Genomic DNA, 15,622 nt, shown 5'->3' with positions numbered 1-15,622 from the left:
GGGCGGGGGCGGAGGCGGGAGCGGAGGCGAAGTCCGTGAGCGCGCCGCGTCCGCGCAGCGCCTCTCCGGAGGCGAGCACCCCACCGCCGGAGTCGACGACCTGGACCAGCCGGTCCCGGCCGTCCGGCAGGTCCAGGGCGGTGAAGTCCCCGGTGAGCGCCGCCTGGGCGCCCGCCACCGTACGGGCGGCGACCTCGGATTCCAGGGCCACCCGGTCGGTGAGGTTGTGACGCAGTACGGCGACCACGGCGACGCCGGTGACGACCAGGGCGACGGCGACGACCAGCGTCGCGGCGAGCGCGGCGCGGGCCCGGACGGAGGCGAGCGGTCTAGGCAACGGGGCCCCCGTCGGTCTCCAGACGGTATCCGGCGCCTCGTACGGTCGTGATGGTGCGTCGGCCGAAGGGGGCGTCGAGCTTGCGGCGCAGGGCGCTGACGTGGACCTCGACGACGTTGGGGTCGCCGTCGTAGGCGAAGTCCCAGACGTGGGCGAGGATGTCCGTCTTCGACACCACCTGTCCGGCGCGCAGGGCGAGGTGCTCCAGGACCGCGAACTCCCGGGCGGTCAGGGCTATTTCGGTTCCCGCCCGAGCGACGCGGCGGGCTCCCTGGTCGACGGCGAGGTCCCCGAAACGCAGCACGGGGGCGGCGGCGGCCCGGTTGCGGCGGCGCAGCAGGGCGCGGATGCGGGCTTGCAGGACGACGTAGGAGAACGGCTTGGTGAGGTAGTCGTCGGCGCCGGTGTCGAGGCCCTCCGCCTCGTCGTACTCGCCGTCCTTCGCGGTGAGCACCAGGATCGGGGTTTCGTCGCCCGCCGCCCTCAACTGGGCGCAGATCCGGTATCCGTTGAGCCCGGGCAGCATGATGTCCAGCACGATCAGGTCGTAGTCCCGCTCCTGCGCCAGGTGCAGACCGCCGACTCCGTCGTGGGCCACGTCCACGACGAACCCCTCGGCGGACAGGCCACGGGCGAGGGCGGCGGCGAGGCGTCTCTCGTCCTCCACGATCAACAGGCGCATGCCCACAGGGTCGCAGACCGTTCCTGAAGGGGTCTTCAGGAAGCTTCAGCGTGGCTTCAGGGTCGCTCCCGCAAGGTGGTCGACGTCGGGCCGGCCACGCCCCTTGAGGACGTGGCCGGCCGCAGCCGAGTGAAAGGACCACGCAGCATGAACACTTCCCGGAGTGCCACGACGGGCCGTCGGCGAACCATGGCGGCCGTGCTCGCGGCCACCGCGGTGCTGGGCGGGGTGGGAGCCGTCACCGCGGTGGCCGTCGCCGACGACGGTGGCCGCGACAGCGCGTCGGCTGAGACCTCGCGGGGCCGCCACCAGGGCGGGGCGGACGACTCCGCGACCGCCTCCGCCCGCCACGGCGCCGTCACGGGTACGGTGGTCGGCCCCGTGCGCGCCGCCGACGCGGGGGTGGCGTCGCTGCCGGGCACGGTCACCGCCGTCGAACTCGACGAGCACCGCGGCCTGACCGTCTGGAAGGTCGAGATCGTCACCGCCGGCCGCGCTCGCCACGAGGTGACCGTAGACGCCGCCGACGGCATGGTCACCGGCAGCCGGGCCGACGGCACCGACGTCCGCGGCGAGGCCTCCCTCGCGCGCTCCGCCAGCACGGGTCTGGCCGCGGCGGTACGGACGGCGCTCTCCCGGGTCCCGGGGTCAGTCACGTCCGTCGAGATCGACGACGACGGGGGCCGGTCGGCCGTCTGGCAGGTGGGGATCACGGGCACGGACGGGACCGGGCACGAGGTGACGGTCACCACCGGCTCCGGGAAGGTCAGCGCGGTACGGGGCGCCGGTGTGCGTCACCGCCACGACCACTCCGGCGACGGTACGGACGACAACCGGAGCCGTCCCGGCACGGACGACGGCGCGTCCGGCCACCGGAGGCACGGCGGACCGGACGACGGCGCGTCCGGCCACCGGAGGCATGCCGGATCGGAAGACGGGTCGGGTCATGGCCATGGTCGTGGCCGCGGATCGGACGACGCGTAGAGGGCCGGGGCGCCGATCCCGGAACGCACGACGCCAAAGGGGGCGGTGGCGGACTGCGCCCGGGCCCCGCCGCCCCGCGCCCCCGCTGCCCCGACGTGTGCGCCTTGTGACGCTCCGACGCGGCCCGTCGTCAGCCCAGTCCGCGGGCGTCCTGCTTCAGAGCCGTGTCGACCGTCAGCGCCGTGGCGACGACCAGGCTCCGCAGCGGCTCGGGGAGTTGCTGGTGGATCTGGAGAACGTAGTTGTCCGCCGTGGTGAACATGGTCTTCGCCAGGCCCTCCCAGGTCTTGGTGATCCGGGCGACCTCGGTGCCGGCCTGGTCGACGACGGCGAAGTTCCAGGCGCGCCAGTTCTCGCCCTTGATGGCGCCGATCTGGTTCCCGCCGGCGTTGATGGCGAAGTTGATCTTTCCGAAGACGTTCTGCTGGACCAGCTCGCCCACCGGTTCCCCGTCCGGGCGGGTGACGATCACCCGCGACTTGAATATCTTCGCGGGACGGGTCAGTCGCAGTACCGGCTGCCCTTGGGCGTCCCGGATCTCCAGCCGGTGCGTGAAGTACTGGTCCCAGTCGCTGATGAAGCGTACGACCTTGCGCAGGGCGCTCTGCCCGACCTCGGCCACGGACCCGATCTGGTTGCCGTGCTGGTCCATGACCTTGTACTCGTTGGTCAGCTCTATGAGTTTGGCCTTCTGGTTCACGACCAGGACCGGTTCGGTGAAGAGGGTGCCGCCGCCGAGACCGCTCGGGGCTACCCCGGCCTGCTGCCGCACCTGGTGACTGACCTTCGGGTCAGGAGTGTTCGATTGTGTGGTCACTGCGGCAAGTTACTCCGCGGAGGACGCGTTCCGGTCGGCCGCGCGTCGTCTCGTAGCCACACCGTGACGAAGCCCGTTCGATCACGTGAGCCGTGGGAGCGCGTCAGAGGGAAGGGGGACCGCGATGGCGGAGCAGACGTGGCGCGCGGAGAATACGAAGGACGTGAAGAACCAGGTGCGCGGCGCCGAGACCGACAGCGGGTCGGACGTCCGCAAGGCCGACCGTGCCGCGCGGGAGACGGACCGGTGAGTGATGCAGACGTTCCTGCCCGACCCCGACTTCCGGCAGACGGCACTGCTGCTGGACCGCCGCCGACTGGGCAAGCAGCGCGTCGAGGCACTGCAAGTCCTCCGCGGTCTGACCGTCCCCGGCTACGGTTGGCGCCGCCACCCGGCCGTACGGATGTGGACCGGCTACGAGGAGGCGCTCGTGCGCTACGGCCTGGAGATCTGCCGGGTCTGGCGGGAGCAGGGGCACCAGGACAGCTGCGCCGCCTCCCTGGTCGCCGACTTCGCCGCGCACAGTCCGGGCTCCAAGATCCGTGAACAGGCGGAACTGGCGGCCGCCGGCGAGCTCCCGCCCTGGCTCGGTGACGAGGCTTTCCATGAGAGCCACCGTTCGGCGCTCGTCCGCAAGGACCACGACGTGTACGCCGGCCTGTTCTCCGGGGTGCGCGACGACCTGCCGTACGTGTGGCCGTCGTCGGATCGCGCGGACAGCGCCAACGGCTGACCCTCGTGTCGCCGCACGGGCCGGGGCGTGCGGTGCCACCACGCGCGGATGCTCGGCCTCGGGCCGTCGTCCCGGGTCGAGGGCCCAGGTCCGAGCGGGACGACGGCGGGCTGTCAGGTGTGGAGCCGGAGCTGCTCGATGACCGTGGCGAGGTGGGCGCGTTCCTCGGCGTTCAGGCCGCGCAGCGGCAGGGGCAGGTTGCGGTCAGCGGTCAGGCCCAGGTGAGCGGCGGCCGCGGCGACGACCCGCAGGGAGCCACCGTGCCGGGCGAACAGGTCCCACAGCGGCTGGAGGCGTCGGGACTCATCGAGGGCCCGCTCGTGCCGGCCGGCCTGGGCCGCGCGGGCCTCTCGGTGTCCGCGCTGACGGAAGGCCCGGTGGAAGGCCGCGTGAGGGTCGTGTCCGCCGATGCCGTCACGCCTCTGTGGGCCGGGGAGAAAGGGGGCGAGGCGCGGCTGATGCTGACGACGTCAGGACCGGCCCCCGTAGAGGTCTGGCGCTGGAGACTGGAACCCGGCGAGGAGTACCCCAGCCATCCGCACCAGACCGGCGTCGTGGAGACCGTCAGCGTCACCGCCGGGCAGATGGTGCTCGTCGTCGATGGCACCGAGCACGCGGTCGCGGCCGGGCAGACCGCCACGTTCGACGCCGATGCCCCCCACACCTACCGCGGCTCGGGTGCCGGGACATGCCACCTGATCATGACCGTTCACATCCCGCCCGGTCCTGGTTCGGCAGCCTGAACAGCACGTCGAGGAGTGCGCGCGGCCCGATGCCCCCTCGGCGACGGCCCGAACCACGCGGCTCCCCTTCTCACAGCACTCGCCGCCTCCGCCCCAGCCATGTCTGAGCGACCACCACCACGGCCAGGAAGGCCCCGCTGACGACCTGTTGGTAGGCGGAGTCGAGCGAGCCGATCTGGTTGATGACGTTCTGGATCACCTTCAGCAGCAGCACTCCGACGAGGGAGCCGCTGACGAAGCCGAACCCGCCGCTGAGCAGGGTGCCGCCGATGACCACTGCCGAGATGGCCTCCAGTTCCATGCCGCTGCCGAGAATGGTCACACCGGACAGCAGCCAGGCCGCGTTGAGCGCGCCGGCGAGCCCGGCGCAGAGGCCGGAGAGGGTGTAGACGGAGATCTTCGTACGGGCCACCGGCGCGCCCATCAGGGCACCCGCGTCCTCGTTGCCGCCGACGGCGTAGACGTACTGCCCGAACCTGGTGCGGCTCAGCACGACGGCGCCCAGCACGAACAGCGCCACGGTGATCCACACGGGCACACCGATGCCCGCCAGGGACCCCTGTCCGAGGGTGGCGAAGAAGGAGTCCTTGTCGACGAGATACGTCTTCGCCCCCTCGTCGGTGACGGCCAGCAGGACACCCCGGGCGCCGAGCATCGCCGCCAGGGTGACGATGAACGGCGGCAGTCGGACATGGGCGATCAGCACCCCGTTGACCAGGCCGATCAGTCCGCACACGGTGAGGGGCAGCAGCAGGGCCACCACCGTGCCGTACTGCGAGCCCCAGGCGGCGAGGACACCGCCGAGGGCGAACAGCGAGCCCACCGACAGGTCGATGCCGCCCGTGACGATCACGAACGTCATGCCGAGGGCGACCACGGCGAGGAACGCCGAGGACAGCGCCATGTTCTCCAGGTTGTCGCCCGTCAGGAAGGTGTCGAAGCCCAGCGACGCCACGACCATGGCGATCACGAGGGTGACCAGGGCCCCGTGCCGCTGCGCGAGCCCGCTCAGCCGCTCGGAGCGGTTGGTGCGCCCGGGGCCGGCGCTCTCTCGGCTCACGGCGTCGGCCGGCCTGCCGGCCTCTTCGGTCTGCGTGGTCATCGCCTGCCTCGTTCCCGGGCCGCGTAGACGGCGAGGACGATCACCACGGCCTGGGCGATCTGGGTCCACGACGGCGGCAGATCGTGCTTGATGAGGGTGGTGGTGAGCAACTGGATGAGCGTGGCGCCCGCGACGGTGCCGCCGACGCGTACGCGCCCGCCGCTGAGCGGGGTGCCGCCGACGACCACGGCGGTGATGGCGGACAGTTCCATCAGGCTGCCGAGGGAGGTGGGGTCGCTGGCGGCGAGGCGGGCGGTGGCGAGCACGCCCGCGATCGCGGCGAGGGCGCCGGAGCAGACGTAGACGAGCACCAGGACCCGGCGCACCGGCAGTCCGGCGAGCCGGGCCGCGGGGCGGCTGTCGCCGATGGCCAGCGCCTGCCGGCCGAAGGTCGTGCGGCGTACGACAAAGGCCGTCAGCACCGCGAGCAGTGCGGCGATCAGGGCGAGGTAGGGCACGCCGAGGACCGCGCCGGAGCCGAGTGCCGCGAGGTCGGGGTCGTGCACGTCCTTGAGCTGGGGCAGCAGGACCAGGGCCAGCCCGCGTCCGGCGACCATCAGGGCGAGCGTGGCGACGATGGGCTGGACGCCGACGAAGGCGATCAGCGCGCCGTTGGCGACTCCGACGACGGCACCGGCGAGCACCGCGACGAGGGCGGCGGTCCAGGGCCCGTAGCCGAGGTAGAGCGAGAGCAGGGAGGTGGCGAGCGCCATCACCGAGCCCACCGAGAGATCGACGCCCTCGGTGCCGATCGCCAGTGCCATGCCGAGGGCGACGATCAGGACGGGGGCGACCTGGACGGCCTGGGTGCGGAAGTTCTCCGCGGAGACGAAGTGTGGGGTGAAGGCGAAGTTGAACAGCAGCAGCACCAGGACGCCGGTGTAGACGCCGTAGTCCTGGAGCAGTCGGAGCAGTCGGGCGCGGTCCGGTGTGCCGCGTCCGAGGGTGAGTTCAGTCATCGCTCTCTCCAGCGGGTACGGCGGCGATGGCGCGCATCAGCTCGTCCTCGGTGACGGCGTCACCGGTCAGCTCGCGGACCACGGCGCCGTCCTTGAGGACCACGACGCGGTCGCTGCCCTCGATCAGCTCCTCGGTGTCGGAGGAGATCAGCAGCACGGCGAGGCCGTCGTCGGCGAGTTCGTCGATGAGCGTCTGCACCTCGGCCTTGGCGCCGACGTCGATGCCGCGGGTCGGCTCGTCGAGGAGCAGGACCTTGGGGTGCAGGGCGAGCCAGCGGGCCAGCAGCACCTTCTGCTGGTTGCCGCCCGAGAGTTCACCCACCTTCTGGTGTGCTCCGGCGGCCTTGATGCGGAGTCGTTTCATGAACGTCTCCACGATCCGGTCCACGCGGGTGTCGTCGACGAGGCCGAAGCGGGACAGGCCGGGCAGTGCGGCGAGCGCGATGTTCTCGCGGACCGACAGGCCCGGCATGATGCCCTCGCTCTTGCGGTCCTCCGGCAGCAGGCTGATGCCGGCGCGGATCGCTGCGGCGGTCGAGCCCGCCCGGACCGGGACGCCGGCGACGACGACCCGGCCGGTGTCGGTGGGCAGGGCGCCGGCGATGGCCTTCGCGGTCTCGCTGCGGCCGGAGCCGAGCAGCCCGCCCAGCCCCACGACCTCGCCGGGCCGCACCGACAACGACACGTCGTGGAGTCGATGACGAATCGTCAGGCCAGTGACGGTCAGCACCTGTTGGGCGTCGGTGTCGTGCGAACCGGAGAACTTGGTCATGCCCTCGGCGCGCACCTCGCCGATCTCCCGGCCGAGCATCATCGCCACCAGCCGCAGCCGGTCGAGTTCGGCGAGCGGGCCGGTGTGCACCACGCGTCCGTCGCGCAGGACGGTGATCCTGTCGCAGAGTTCGTACAGTTCGTCCATGCGATGGCTGACGTAGACGACCGCGACGCCGCGCTCGCGCAGCATGCGGATCACCTCGAACAGGGTGTGCACCTCGCGTGGTTCGAGGGAGGAGGTCGGCTCGTCCATGACGACCACGCGGGCGTCGACGGCGACGGCGCGGGCGAGCGCGACCATCTGCTGTGCGCCGACGCCGAGTTCGCGCAGCGGCCGGTGCACGTCGACCCGGATGCCGAGTCCGCGCAGCGCCTCGTCCGCCTCCCGGTGCATGCGGCGGAAGTCGATCAGGCCCAGCCGGCCCCGCGGTTCGCGGCCGAGGAAGAGGTTGCGCGCCACGCTCATCAGCGGGACGAGGTTGACCTCCTGGTAGATGGTGGAGATGCCCGCCTGCTGGGCCTGGAGCGGTGTGACGAAGCGGACGGGTGCGCCGTCGTACGTCACCTCGCCGCGGTCGGGCCGGTACACGCCGGTGAGCACCTTGATGAGCGTCGACTTGCCCGCGCCGTTCTCGCCGACGAGCGCGTGCACCTCCCCGGCGCGCGCGGTGAAGTCCACGTCGGACAGGGCGCGCACCCCGGGGAAGGTCTTGGACAGCTGGGTGACCGAGAGCACGTCAGTAGGCCTTGCCGAGGTCCGTCTGGGCGTTGCCCTTGTCGTAGGCGCTGTCCTTGATCACGATGTCCTGTCCGACCTTCTCGCCCTTGGTGAAGGTGTCGAGGGTCCGGAAGGCCAGCGGTCCGAAACGCGGGTTGGACTCGATCACCGCGGAGATCCAGCCGTCGACGATGCCCTGTACGGCGTTGCGGGTCCCGTCGATCGTCACGATCTTGACATCGCCGGGCTTCTTGCCGGCGCCCTTGAGGGCGTTGACGGCGCCGAGGCCCATCTCGTCGTTCTCGGCGTAGATGCCGGTGATGCCGGGCTTGGACTGGATGAGGTTCTCGGTGACCGACTGGCCTTTCTCGCGGGCGAATTCACCGGTCTGGCGGAACACGATCCGCAGACCGGGTGCCTTCTCCTTGATGCGGTCCTCGAACCCCTTGGTGCGCTCGGTGGTCACGTTGTTGCCGGCCGCGCCGAGGAGGACGGCGACCTCGCCCTTGCCTCCGGTCGCCTCGATCATCCGGTCCGCGGCCCGTTTGCCCTGCTCGACGAAGTCGGAGCCGATGAAGCTCACGTAGTCCTTGCAGGCCGTCGCGTTGATCTTGCGGTCGATGGTCACGATCGGGATGTGCCGGGCGGCCGCGGTGCGCAGCACCGGCTCCCAGCCGTCGGAGTTGAGCGGGGCGATGACCAGGAGGTCAGCACCCTTGGCGATGAGGTCCTGGACATCACTGATCTGCTTGGAGAACTGGGACTGGGCGTTGGCGGTGAGCAGTTTGACGCCCTCCGCCTTGGCCTCGGCCCTGATGGAGGCGGTCTCCGCGATGCGGAAGGGGTTGGCCTCCTTCTCGGACTGGGAGAAGCCGACGGTGGCGGTCCTCAGGTCGGTCTTCTGGCCCCCGTAGGCGTCGATGGTGCAGGTCGGGCCGGAGGCGGTGCCGGGCGAGGCGACCACCTGGCCGGCGTCGTCCTGCTTCGAGGCGGAGGGCTTGCTGCCCGAGTCGTCCTCGGACTTGGTGCATCCGGTGGCGAGCGCGAGGCTCGACATCAGTCCGGCGGCGAGAAGCGTTCGAGCGGTGGTACGACGGACAAGTGCGGTGGGCTTCATGGATGTCCCCAAACGGCACGGCCCCAGAGCTGAGAGCGCTCTCGGGGAGGCTTGCTCTTGCGTCTACACAGCGTGCTCGTCGTTCAGGGGAGGTTTTTACATCGTTGAAAGACCCGTGTAAAGCCTTCTGTCCGAAATCTCGTCACCGCCGGCCCAGGGTGCTCTCCCGTTCGACGAGTTCGAACTTCGCGGTCAACTCGCGGCCTCCGGGCTCCTCGCGGCCCGACAGACTGCGCAGCAGCGAGGCCACGGCCATCTTCGCGATGGCCTGCTTGTCCGGCGACACCGTCGTCAGGCTCACGGCGCCGAAGCGCCCCTCCGCGATGTCGTCGAAGCCGACCACCGCCACGTCCCAGGGCACCCGCAGACCGCGCTCGTGCAGCACCCGCATCGCCCCGATCGCGATCAGGTCGTTGAACGCGAACACGGCGTCGGGACGCACGCCGGAGTCCAGCAGCTCGGCCATCGCACGCGCCCCGTCGTCCCGGTCCCAGCCGCCGACCGGCACCACCAGGCTGTCCGGCGCCGGCACCCCGGCCGCCGTCAACTCCGCACGCCAGCCGTCCAGTCGCAGGTGGGCGGGCCGGTTGACGGAGTCGGTGCGCACACCGAGGTAGGCGATCCGGGTCCGGCCGCGGCCGAGCAGATGACGCACCGCGCACCGGGCCGCGGCCACGTTGTCGATCGCTATGTGGTCGAAGGGCAGACCGTACTCGCGCTCGCCGAGCAGCACCAGCGGGACGTCGCCGGACCGGCCCTCGAGGTCCTCGGCCTCCAGAGCCAGCGGACTCAGGATCAGCCCGTCGATCACGCCGCCCCGGAACCCCCGGGTGACCAGGATCTCCTGTTCGCGCTCGCCCCGCGTGTGGTCGAGGAGCACGGTGAACTCGTGCTCCGTGGCCGCGTCGATCACGGCGCCGGCCAGCTCGGCGAAGTACGGGTTGCCGAGCTCGGGAACAGCCAGCGCGATGATCCCCGTCCGGCCCTTGCGCAGGTGACGTGCCGTCAGATTGGGCCGGTAGCCGAGCTCGTCGATCGCCGCCTGCACCCTAGCCCGCATCGCCGGGGTGACGTGCGGATAGTTGTTCACAACGTTGGACACGGTCTTGATCGAAACGCCCGCGCGCTCCGCCACGTCCCTCAGGCTGACCCGCAAGGGACCTCCTCAGCATCGATGGGCGCCCCGCACTCGGGGCTTCGTCGTACCTCTGGACAGCGGACCAGAGCCGTGCTGTCATGCCAACTGCCGTTCCTTCCAACGTTGTACAGACTGAAGCAACGAGCCGCCACCCTTCCTCAGTCAAGGAGGATTCGTGCGCATCAGACCCCTGGCGCAGCGCCTCGCCCTGCTGTTCGCCGCGGCACTGGGCATCGCGGGCCTCACCGCGCCACCCGCCGCCACCGCGGCCGCCGACCCGGTCGAGGTCCACGGCCTCAAGGGCGATTACTACACCCAGTCGGCCCCCGGTGCCTTCGACTTCCACGCGCTCAAGGCCACCGGACTGGACCCGAACCTCGACTTCGACACCCTGGAGCCGCGCCTCGCCTTCGCCACCGGCCAGTCGGACGACGTCAGCGTCCGCTGGACCGGGAAGATCGTCCCGGAGAAGACCGGGCCCCACACCTTCTCGATCATCGGCGACAACGGCTTCCGGCTGTGGATCGACGGCCAACTCGTCATCGACCACTGGGTGGACGACTGGGACCGCGAACAGAGCGGCCAGCCGGTCGAGTTGACCGCGAACAAGGCCTACGACATCAAGGTCGAGTACTTCGAGCACTACGGCGGATCCAACCTCCATCTGCGCTGGACACCGCCCGGCGGTACCAAGACGGCCGTACCCGCGTCCGCGTTCCGCCTGCCCGACGGCTACGACTACGACGGCGCCGTCTCCACCGCCGTCCTGGCGACCGGCCGCACGCTCGCCCTCGACTTCGCCCAGCCGCTCAGCGCACCGCCCGCCGGCCTCAGCGAGCACTTCGACGCCGTGATCGGAGGCGCCACCTGGCCGCTGGACAGCGCCCGCCTGGACGCCACCGACCCCCGGAAGCTGCTGATCACGCTGAAGGAGCCCGTCGTCGGCAACAAGACCGGCACCGCGTCCGGTGTCGCCGACGTCCGCTACGACGGCGCAGGCGGCCTGGCCGGCACCGACGGCAACGTTGTCAACTCCTTCTGGAGCAGCGGCGCCAACAAGTCGACGTACGAGCTGCGCACCAAGTGGGCCGACCAGGTCGGGCCGAAGAACGCCCACCCCGAGTACCCGAGGCCGCAACTCACGCGCGGTGCCTGGCGGAACCTCAACGGCACCTGGCAGTTCGCCGCCGCCACCGCGGGCGAGCAACCGCCGGTGGGCAAGCGGCTCGGCGAGAGGATTCTCGTCCCGTACCCCGTCGAGTCACAGCTGTCCGGCCTCGAACGGCACGAGGACCGCATGTGGTACCGGCGCACCTTCACCGTCCCGGCCGACTGGAAGATCGGATCGGGCAGGAGGCTGCAACTGAACTTCGGCGCCGTCGACTGGCAGGCGGAGGTCTACGTCAACGGCACCAAGGTGGCCGAACACCAGGGCGGTTACGACAAGTTCAGCGCCGACATCACCAAGGCCCTGAAACCCGGCCGCACCCAGGAGCTGATCGTCGGCGTCTACGACCCCACCGACGCGGCCGGCGGGGAGAACCCGCCCGTCGGCAAGCAGCGCCTGGACCCGAGCGGCATCTGGTACACGCCGACCTCCGGGATCTGGCAGACGGTGTGGATGGAACCGGTCGCCGCCGACCACGTCGACCAGCTGAAGCTCACCCCGGACGTGTCCGCCGGCACCCTGACCGTCGTGCCGCAGGGCGTGCGCGACGGGCTGCCGGTCACGGCGACCGCCTACGAGGGCAAGCGCAAGGTGGCCACCGTCACCGGCCGCAGCGGCGCACCGCTGACCCTGCGCCTGCGCAACCCGCGTCTGTGGTCGCCCGACGACCCGTTCCTGTACGACCTGAAGGTGACCGTCGGAGCCGACCGCGTCGGCAGCTACTTCGGGATGCGGTCGGTCGAGGTCGCGAAGGTGGACGGCGTCCCGCGCACCCTGCTCAACGGCAAGCCGATCTTCATGATGGCCACCCTGGACCAGGGATTCTGGCCGGACGGTCTGTACACCGCCCCGACCGACGAGGCGCTCGCGTACGACCTGAAGATGCACAAGAGCATGGGCTTCAACTCGGTGCGCAAGCACATCAAGGTCGAGCCCGACCGCTGGTTCTACTGGGCCGACCGGCTCGGTCTGATGGTGTGGCAGGACATGCCCGCGATGACCGCGGGAGTGAACCCGTCCGCGCAGGCCCGCGCCGAGTACGAGCGCGAGATGAAGCAGATGATCGACGAGCACATCAGCAGTCCCTCGGTCGTCATGTGGGTCACCTTCAACGAGGGCTGGGGCCAGTACGACATGGCTCGCATCGCCGACCAGGCCAAGGCCTGGGACCCCTCCAGGCTGGTCAACTCGATGTCGGGGCTCAACCTCGGGCAGGACGGCGGCACCGGCGACATCATGGACGAGCACGGCTATCCCAGTCCGGCCCTGCCGCCGAACCCCGACGGCCGACGGGCTCTGGTCAGCGGCGAGTACGGCGGCCTCGGCCTGGCCGTACCGGGACACGCCTGGTCGGTGCAGCAGTCGTACGTCGACGTCGACCCGGCGACGTACACCGACGACTACCTGGCCAAGCTCGCCGAGGTCCACGCCCTGGCCTGCGAGGGCGGCAACGGCGCGGTCTACACCCAGATCTCGGACGTCGAGGGCGAGCTCAACGGCCTGCTGACGTACGACCGCAAGGTCGTCAAGCCCGACGTCCGACGGCTCAGGACTGCCCAGCAGGCGCTGATCTCCGACGCCTCACGGGCGGTCCCGGCCGGGTGTTCCTGACACCCGCCCGGTCCCGGCGCACGTCTCCCCGCGTGCGCCGGGCGTCCTGAGCCACCCGGGAGAAAGGCGGTCCGCCCGTCGCCCGAACGACGGGCGGACCGCACCCTGACGTGACTCACTGATGTCCCATTGAGACTCATGTCTCGTGGAGACAGATGTCCCAATGGGACATCAAGGGGTTACGATCAAGAGCATGACGGCGACGAAGCCCCTCACCCCCACCCAGGACCGACGTCGGCACAAGGCGCGGCAGACGCGGAACGCGCTGGCCGGCGCCGCCGTGGAGCTGATCCTCGAACGGGGGCTCGCGGCCACCACCGTCGAGGCGATCGCGGAGCGGGCCGACGTCACCCGTCGCACCTTCAGCCGGCACTTCGTCGGCAAGGAGGACGCCGCCCTGGACTTCGTCCGCGGCGACGGCGACCGCATCAACGCCCTGCTGCGCGCCCGGCCCGCCGGGGAGCCGCCGCTGCTGGCCTACCGCAGGGCGGTGCGCGCCTGGCTCGCCGACGAGGAGAACCCGGCCCACCACCTGCGCCCCCGGATGCGGCGGCTGCTGACCCTGGTGGACGCCGAGCCCGCCCTGTTCGCCGCCTACGAACGCATCCGGGTCGACGCCCAGGAGGAGTCGATCCGCATCATCGCCGAGCGGCTCGGCACGGACGACGTACGGGACGTGCGCCCGGCCGTCGTCGTCGACGCCGCCGCCGGAGTCCTCACCGCCGCGCTGCGCATCTGGGCGCGCGGCGGCTCCGGCCACGACCTGGGAGCCGGGGACCTCTCCGCGCTGGTGGAGCGGGCCTACGACGCCCTGATCTCGGAGGCCGCCACCGCGGTCGCCGAGCCCCCGTCCGAACAGCAAGAGTGAGAACCACACATGAGCAACACCGCAAGCAACGACTACACCACTGAGTTCACCGGCCGCACCGCCCTGGTCACCGGCGCCGCCTCCGGTATCGGCCTGGCCACCGCCCGCCGCCTCGGGGCCGGCGGCGCCGACGTCGTCATCGCCGACTTCAACGCCGAGGGCGCCGAGCAGGCCGCCGCCGGGCTGACGGCCGACGGGGTCAAGGCCGCCGCCGTGCGGCTCGACGTGACCGACCCGGAGTCCGTGGCCGCCGCCGTCGCCTTCGCCGTGGACACCTTCGGCGCCCTGCACCTGGCCGTGAACAACGCCGGCATCGGCGGCCCGAGCGCCCCGACCGGCGAGTACGACATCGACGCCTACGACCGGGTCGTCCGTACCAACCTCGACGGCGTCTTCTACTCGATGCGCCATGAACTCCCCGCCATCGAGGCGGCGGGCCAGGGCGGCGCGATCGTCAACGTGGCCTCCATCCTGGGCTCGGTCGGCTTCGCCGGTTCCAGCGCCTACGTCGCCGCCAAGCACGGCGTGGTGGGTCTGACGAAGACGGCCGCCGCCGAGTACGCGGCGAAGGACATCCGCGTCAACGCGGTCGGCCCCGGCTTCATCGAGACCCCACTGCTCAAGGGCATGGACCAGGAGGCCTACGACGGTCTGGTGGGCCTGCACCCGATCGCCCGGCTCGGCCGCCCCGAGGAGGTCGCCGAGCTGATCGTCTTCCTGCTCTCCGACCGTGCCGCCTTCGTGGCCGGCAGCTACCACCTGGTCGACGGCGCCTACACCGCCCGCTGAGCCGGCAGAGGAGTTCGCATCATGAAGGCACTTCAGTACCGCACGATCGGTGCCGCCCCCGAGGTGGTCACGGTTCCCGACCCCGAACCCGGTCCCGGCCAGGTCCTGCTGAAGGTCACCGCCGCCGGCGTCTGCCACTCCGACATCGCGGTGATGAGCTGGCCCGCCGAGAGCTTCCCCTACGAGCTGCCGCTCACCCTCGGCCACGAGGGGGTCGGCACGGTCGCCGCCCTGGGCGCCGGTGTCACCGGCCTGAGCGAGGGCGACCCGGTCGCCGTGTACGGGCCCTGGGGCTGCGGTACCTGCGCCAAGTGCGCGCAGGGCAAGGAGAACTACTGTCTGCGAGCGGACGCCCTCGGCATCCGTCCGCCGGGGCTCGGCTCCCCCGGTGCCATCGCCGAGTACCTGCTCGTCGACGATCCCCGCCACCTCGTACCGCTGGACGGCCTCGACCCGGTCGCCGCGGTTCCGCTGACCGACGCGGGCCTCACCCCGTACCACGCGATCAAGCGCTCGCTGCCGAAGCTCGTCCCCGGTTCGACGGCAGTGGTCATCGGTAGCGGCGGGCTCGGGCACGTCGCCATCCAGTTGCTGCGTGCGCTCACCCCTGCCCGGGTGGTCGCCCTCGACATCAGCGCGGACAAGCTGCGCCTGGCCAGGGAGGTGGGCGCCCATGAGGCGGTGCTCTCCGACGCGAACGCGGACGACGCGGTCCGCGCCCTGACCGGCGGGCTCGGGGCCGAGGCCGTGTTCGACTTCGTCGGCGCCGAACCCACCGTGCGGACCGCGGGCGCCGTGGCCGCCATGGAGGCCGATGTGACGATCGTCGGCATCGGCGGGGCCGCCCTGCCTGTCGGCTTCGGGACCCTGCCCTTCGAGGTGTCGGTCACCGCGCCGTACTGGGGCAGCCGGGGTGAACTGATCGAGGTGCTGGGCCTGGCCCGCTCGGGCGCGGTGTCGGTGCACACCGAGACCTACACCCTCGACGAGGCCCCGCTCGCCTACGAGCGGCTGCACGCCGGGAAGATCGACGGGCGGGCGGTCATCCTTCCCAACGGCTGAGCGCGACAGGGCGGTCGACG

15 protein-coding genes and 1 pseudogene are annotated in these 15,622 nt (G+C 71.2%); 8 read left to right on the top strand and 8 right to left on the bottom strand.

All coding sequences use genetic code 11. The features are described 5' to 3' along the window. Positions 1 to 337 (bottom strand): annotated as a pseudogene (locus AAW13_RS47315) (two-component sensor histidine kinase); the annotation flags it as partial. Beyond that, positions 330 to 1,019, bottom strand: a complete 690-nt coding sequence (locus tag AAW13_RS42250; RefSeq protein ID WP_046733014.1) for a response regulator transcription factor — start codon at positions 1,017 to 1,019, stop codon at positions 330 to 332. The gene AAW13_RS42250 and the pseudogene AAW13_RS47315, both read right to left, overlap by 8 nt. 147 nt (positions 1,020 to 1,166) lie before the next feature. On the opposite strand from AAW13_RS42250, the gene AAW13_RS42245 reads away from it, so the two are divergent. Continuing rightward, the gene (locus AAW13_RS42245; RefSeq protein ID WP_107483541.1) at positions 1,167 to 2,003 is read left to right on the top strand and encodes a PepSY domain-containing protein; all 837 of its coding nucleotides are present in this window, start codon (positions 1,167 to 1,169) and stop codon (positions 2,001 to 2,003) included. Between the two features lie 130 nt (positions 2,004 to 2,133). Here the strand turns inward: AAW13_RS42245 and AAW13_RS42240 are convergent, their stop codons facing one another. Further along, a complete protein-coding gene (locus AAW13_RS42240; RefSeq protein ID WP_046733002.1) occupies positions 2,134 to 2,820 on the bottom strand; it encodes an LURP-one-related/scramblase family protein in 687 nt (228 codons plus the stop codon). Positions 2,821 to 2,944: 124 nt separating this feature from the next. Here AAW13_RS42240 and AAW13_RS47575 point away from each other — a divergent pair, with 124 nt between their 5' ends. The 3 genes from AAW13_RS47575 (at position 2,945) to AAW13_RS47310 (ending at position 4,296) form a co-directional block, all read left to right on the top strand. After that, complete coding sequence (locus tag AAW13_RS47575; protein WP_276207645.1) at positions 2,945 to 3,070, top strand: hypothetical protein; 126 nt, start codon at positions 2,945 to 2,947, stop codon at positions 3,068 to 3,070. Positions 3,071 to 3,073: 3 nt separating this feature from the next. Then, complete coding sequence (locus tag AAW13_RS42235; protein WP_046733012.1) at positions 3,074 to 3,553, top strand: MSMEG_6728 family protein; 480 nt, start codon at positions 3,074 to 3,076, stop codon at positions 3,551 to 3,553. A gap of 119 nt (positions 3,554 to 3,672) precedes the next feature. Further along, the gene (locus tag AAW13_RS47310) at positions 3,673 to 4,296 is read left to right on the top strand and encodes a cupin domain-containing protein (RefSeq protein WP_240528929.1); all 624 of its coding nucleotides are present in this window, start codon (positions 3,673 to 3,675) and stop codon (positions 4,294 to 4,296) included. Positions 4,297 to 4,366: 70 nt separating this feature from the next. Here the strand turns inward: AAW13_RS47310 and AAW13_RS42220 are convergent, their stop codons facing one another. The 5 genes from AAW13_RS42220 to AAW13_RS42200 all read right to left on the bottom strand — a co-directional run bounded on the left by AAW13_RS42220 (position 4,367) and on the right by AAW13_RS42200 (position 10,122). After that, complete coding sequence (locus tag AAW13_RS42220; protein WP_046733001.1) at positions 4,367 to 5,398, bottom strand: ABC transporter permease; 1,032 nt, start codon at positions 5,396 to 5,398, stop codon at positions 4,367 to 4,369. Then, a complete protein-coding gene (locus AAW13_RS42215; RefSeq protein ID WP_046733000.1) occupies positions 5,395 to 6,357 on the bottom strand; it encodes an ABC transporter permease in 963 nt (320 codons plus the stop codon). Before AAW13_RS42215 ends, AAW13_RS42220 begins: the two co-directional genes overlap by 4 nt. Next, entirely contained in the window at positions 6,350 to 7,867 is a 1,518-nt protein-coding gene (locus AAW13_RS42210; RefSeq protein WP_046732999.1) for a sugar ABC transporter ATP-binding protein, read from the bottom strand. The genes AAW13_RS42215 and AAW13_RS42210 overlap by 8 nt, the downstream gene beginning before the upstream one ends. A gap of 1 nt (position 7,868) precedes the next feature. Then, positions 7,869 to 8,966 carry an ABC transporter substrate-binding protein gene (locus tag AAW13_RS42205; protein WP_046732998.1) on the bottom strand — a complete coding sequence of 366 codons (1,098 nt, stop codon included), beginning with the start codon at positions 8,964 to 8,966 and terminating at the stop codon, positions 7,869 to 7,871. A gap of 142 nt (positions 8,967 to 9,108) precedes the next feature. Next, positions 9,109 to 10,122, bottom strand: coding sequence for a LacI family DNA-binding transcriptional regulator (locus AAW13_RS42200; protein ID WP_046732997.1), 1,014 nt, complete (start codon positions 10,120 to 10,122; stop codon positions 9,109 to 9,111). Positions 10,123 to 10,279: 157 nt separating this feature from the next. Here AAW13_RS42200 and AAW13_RS42195 point away from each other — a divergent pair, with 157 nt between their 5' ends. The 4 genes from AAW13_RS42195 to AAW13_RS42180 all read left to right on the top strand — a co-directional run bounded on the left by AAW13_RS42195 (position 10,280) and on the right by AAW13_RS42180 (position 15,602). Further along, the gene (locus AAW13_RS42195) at positions 10,280 to 12,883 is read left to right on the top strand and encodes a glycoside hydrolase family 2 (protein WP_046732996.1); all 2,604 of its coding nucleotides are present in this window, start codon (positions 10,280 to 10,282) and stop codon (positions 12,881 to 12,883) included. A gap of 193 nt (positions 12,884 to 13,076) precedes the next feature. Continuing rightward, positions 13,077 to 13,751, top strand: a complete 675-nt coding sequence (locus AAW13_RS42190) for a TetR/AcrR family transcriptional regulator (RefSeq protein WP_046732995.1) — start codon at positions 13,077 to 13,079, stop codon at positions 13,749 to 13,751. Between the two features lie 9 nt (positions 13,752 to 13,760). After that, positions 13,761 to 14,540, top strand: a complete 780-nt coding sequence (locus AAW13_RS42185; protein ID WP_046732994.1) for an SDR family NAD(P)-dependent oxidoreductase — start codon at positions 13,761 to 13,763, stop codon at positions 14,538 to 14,540. 21 nt (positions 14,541 to 14,561) lie between these two features. Next, the gene (locus AAW13_RS42180; RefSeq protein WP_046732993.1) at positions 14,562 to 15,602 is read left to right on the top strand and encodes an NAD(P)-dependent alcohol dehydrogenase; all 1,041 of its coding nucleotides are present in this window, start codon (positions 14,562 to 14,564) and stop codon (positions 15,600 to 15,602) included. Positions 15,603 to 15,622: the final 20 nt, after the last annotated feature.

This window comes from Streptomyces humi, from assembly GCF_001005085.2.
Taxonomy (GTDB): Bacteria; Actinomycetota; Actinomycetes; order Streptomycetales; family Streptomycetaceae; genus Streptomyces; species Streptomyces humi.
The sequence above is the reverse complement of the archived record's forward strand: the minus strand, read 5'-3'. Positions and strand labels throughout refer to the sequence as shown.

Excerpts from the sequence above, each read along its gene's own strand:
- AAW13_RS47575 (WP_276207645.1), top strand. The coding sequence starts at position 2,945 with ATGGCGGAGCAGACGTGGCGCGCGGAGAATACGAAGGACGTGAAGAAC.
- AAW13_RS42245 (WP_107483541.1), top strand. The coding sequence starts at position 1,167 with ATGAACACTTCCCGGAGTGCCACGACGGGCCGTCGGCGAACCATGGCG.
- AAW13_RS42185 (WP_046732994.1), top strand. The coding sequence starts at position 13,761 with ATGAGCAACACCGCAAGCAACGACTACACCACTGAGTTCACCGGCCGC.
- AAW13_RS42250 (WP_046733014.1), bottom strand. The coding sequence starts at position 1,019 with ATGCGCCTGTTGATCGTGGAGGACGAGAGACGCCTCGCCGCCGCCCTC.
- AAW13_RS42235 (WP_046733012.1), top strand. The coding sequence starts at position 3,074 with ATGCAGACGTTCCTGCCCGACCCCGACTTCCGGCAGACGGCACTGCTG.
- AAW13_RS42205 (WP_046732998.1), bottom strand. The coding sequence starts at position 8,966 with ATGAAGCCCACCGCACTTGTCCGTCGTACCACCGCTCGAACGCTTCTC.
- AAW13_RS42215 (WP_046733000.1), bottom strand. The coding sequence starts at position 6,357 with ATGACTGAACTCACCCTCGGACGCGGCACACCGGACCGCGCCCGACTG.
- AAW13_RS42190 (WP_046732995.1), top strand. The coding sequence starts at position 13,077 with ATGACGGCGACGAAGCCCCTCACCCCCACCCAGGACCGACGTCGGCAC.
- AAW13_RS42220 (WP_046733001.1), bottom strand. The coding sequence starts at position 5,398 with ATGACCACGCAGACCGAAGAGGCCGGCAGGCCGGCCGACGCCGTGAGC.
- AAW13_RS42180 (WP_046732993.1), top strand. The coding sequence starts at position 14,562 with ATGAAGGCACTTCAGTACCGCACGATCGGTGCCGCCCCCGAGGTGGTC.